Origin of the sequence: Leucobacter sp. M11, assembly GCF_035726885.1 — a bacterium.
Lineage (GTDB): Bacteria > Actinomycetota > Actinomycetes > Actinomycetales > Microbacteriaceae > JAPFRB01.
Genome location: NZ_JAPFRB010000001.1, coordinates 21,341 through 24,516 on the forward strand (window position 1 = coordinate 21,341; position 3,176 = coordinate 24,516).

Here is a 3,176-nt window from a genome sequence, read left to right on the forward strand (position 1 = left end):
GGCGGCCTCCCGGCTCTTCGCGGCGGACGCGGTCCTCTGGGGCCCCGAGGCCGAGAGCGAGGCCGCCGTGCGTCTGGGCTGGATCGACGCCCCGGCGCACGCCGGTCCCCTCGTCGCGGAGATCACCGAACTGCGCGACGCCCTCCGCGCCCGCGGCATCAGCCGGTTCGTCCTCTGCGGGATGGGCGGCTCCAGCCTGGCCCCCGAGATGATGACCGCCGCCGCGGGGGTCGCCCTCACGGTGCTGGACTCCACGCACCCCGCGCAGGTGCGCGAAACGCTCAGCGCTCCCCTGGCGGAGACCGTCGCTGTCTTCAGCTCGAAGTCCGGCTCCACGGTCGAGACGCTGAGCCACCACCTGGTCTTCCGGGCCGCCTTCGCGGCGGCGGGGGTCGACCCGGCCGAGCACATCGTGATCGTCACCGATCCCGGTTCCCCGCTCCAGGCGCTGGCCGAGGAGCACGGCTACCGCGTCTTCCTCGCCGACCCGAACGTCGGCGGCCGTTACTCCGCCCTCACGGCCTTCGGGCTGGTGCCCGCGGGGCTCGCGGGGGCAGACATCGCGCAGCTGACCGCCGAGGCGGGGTCCGTGCGCGACCTGCTCGCCCGGGACGAGCCGGAGAACCCGGCCCTGCTCCTCGCCGCTGCCCTGTGCCAGGGGGTGCCGGAACGCCCCGCGCTGTTCCTCATTGCGGGGGCCGACGCCGGAAGCGGCCTCGGCGACTGGATTGAGCAGCTCGTCGCGGAGTCCACGGGCAAGCACGGCCTGGGCGTCCTGCCGGTCGTCCTCGGCCGGGACGACCCGGAGGCCGCGCCCGCCGCCCCCGCGCTCGCGGGCCTGCGGGCCTGGCTCCCCCCGCACGCCCCCGCCCCAGCCCCCGCCGAGGCCGCCCTGGCCGGCCCCCTCGGCGCGCAGCTGCTCCTCTGGGAGACCGCGACCGCGCTCGCGGGCGTCCTCCTCGGCACGAATCCGTTCGACCAGCCCGACGTCGAACGCGCGAAGATCGCGGCCCGGGCCGCCCTCAGCGGGGAGGACACCGACGACGCCGACGACGCCGCCCGGCCCCTGCCGGTGTCGGCCCTCGCGGACGGGCCGCTCGCCGATCTGCTCGCCAGCATCCCCCCGCACGGCTACCTGGCGGTGCAGGCCTACCTGCCGGAGCTCACCGGAGCCGCGGGCGAGCGCCTGACCGCGGCCCTGCACGAGCTGCGCCGCGCCCTGTTCCTCGCCGGCGGCAGAACCGTCACCCTCGGGCAGGGGCCCCGCTTCCTGCACTCCACTGGGCAGTTCCACAAGGGCGGCCCCGAAACCGGTGCCTTCCTGCAGCTGCTCGACCGACCGGAGCCGGACCTCGACGTGCCCGGCACCGACTACAGCTTCGGCGAGCTCCTCCAGGCCCAGGCCAGCGGGGACGCCGCGGTGCTCCGGGCGCACGGCCTCCCCGTGTTCCGGGTGCGGCTCGGCGACCCCCTCGCGGACGTCGCCGCGCTCACCGCCCTGGCCGAGTCGCTGGCCCGGGGGCGCGCGTCGTGAGCGGCAACCCGCTTCGCTCCGCGGAGGAGGTCCGGCTCAATCGCGTCGCCGGCCCCTGCGCCCTCGTCCTCTTCGGGGTGACCGGCGACCTCGCGCAAAAGAAGCTCCTCCCGGCGATGTACGACCTCGCCAACCGCGGCTTGCTCCCGCCGGGCTTCTCCCTCGTCGGCTTCGGCCGTCGCGACTGGTCCGACGCCGACTTCGAACGCGTCGTGCACGAGGCGGTTCGGGCGCACGCGCGCACCGCCTTCAACGAGGATGTCTGGCAGCAGTTCCGCGCGGGGCTGCGCTTCGTGACCGGCGAGTTCGACGACGCCGCGGCCTACGAACGGCTCCGGGAGCGCCTCGCGGAGCTCGACGTGACCCGGGGCACGGGCGGTAACTACGCCTACTACCTCTCCATCCCGCCGCGGTCTTTCCCCGAGGTGACCGGGCAGCTCCGCGACGCGGGGCTCGCCGAGTGCGCCGACGCGTCCTGGCGACGCGTGGTCATCGAGAAGCCCTTCGGGAACGACCTCGCCACGGCCAACGCCCTGCACGAGACCATCGACGCCGTGTTCCCGCCGGAGAGCGTGTTCCTGATCGACCATTACCTGGGCAAGGAGACGGTGCAGAACATCCTCGCGCTGCGCTTCGCAAACGCCCTCTACGAACCCATCTGGAACGCCGAGCACGTTGACCACGTGCAGATCACGATGGCCGAGGACGTCGGGGTCGGCGGACGGGCCGGGTACTACGACGGGATCGGCGCGGCCCGGGACGTCATCCAGAACCACCTCTTGCAGCTGCTCGCGCTCACCGCGATGGAGCGCCCCGACTCCCTCGACGCGGATGATCTCCGCCGCGAGAAGGAGCGGGTGCTCGAAGCGGTTGTCCTCCCGGAGGACCTCGGCACGACGACCTCGCGCGGGCAGTACGCCGGGGGCTGGCAGGGGGGCGAGCTCGCGCTCGGCTTCCTTGAGGAGCGGGGCATGTCGCCCGAGTCGGAGACCGAGACCTACGCCGCCATCACCCTCGGCATCGACACGGACCGCTGGCGCGGGGTGCCCTTCTACCTGCGCACGGGGAAACGGCTCGCGCGCCGCGTCACCGAGATCGCCGTGATGTTCCGCCAGCCGGACGCGGGGCCGTTCGCCCCGGCGGAGCGGAGCAATAACGCCCTCGTGATCCGCGTCCAACCGGACGAGGGGGTCACCACCCGCCTCCGCTCGAAGGTGCCCGGCCCGGCGATGCAGCTGCGCGATGTCACGATGGACTTCGGCTACAGCCACGCCTTCACCGAGGCCAGCCCGGAGGCCTACGAGCGGCTCATCCTGGACGTGCTGCTCGGGGATCCCCCGCTCTTCCCCCGGCACCGCGAGGTGCAGCTCTCCTGGCAGATCCTCGATCCGATCGAGGAGCACTGGGCGCGCTCCGGTCGCCCCGAGAGCTACCCGCCAGGGAGCTGGGGCCCCGCCTCGGCCGACACCATGCTTGAGCGGGATGACCGGGCTTGGAGGCGACCGTGATTCTGCAGCTCAGCGACACCACCGTCAGCGAAATCTCGAAGCACCTCGTCCAGATCCGCGTCGAGAGCGGCGTGAGCTCCCTCGGCCGGGTGCTGACCCTGATCATCGTGACGACGCCCGACGCGCTCGAGGAA

The 3,176-nt window shown here is 73.4% G+C and carries 2 protein-coding genes; both read left to right on the plus strand.

Features of this window, described 5'->3' with window-relative positions; translation table 11 throughout:
- Window positions 1-1,534: glucose-6-phosphate isomerase (locus tag OOT08_RS00115; RefSeq protein WP_325090572.1), on the plus strand; the 1,534-nt coding region annotated here is incomplete at its 5' end.
- Entirely contained in the window at window positions 1,531-3,042 is a 1,512-nt protein-coding gene (gene zwf / locus OOT08_RS00120) for a glucose-6-phosphate dehydrogenase (protein ID WP_325090573.1), read from the plus strand. The genes OOT08_RS00115 and zwf, both read left to right, overlap by 4 nt.
- Window positions 3,043-3,176: the final 134 nt, after the last annotated feature.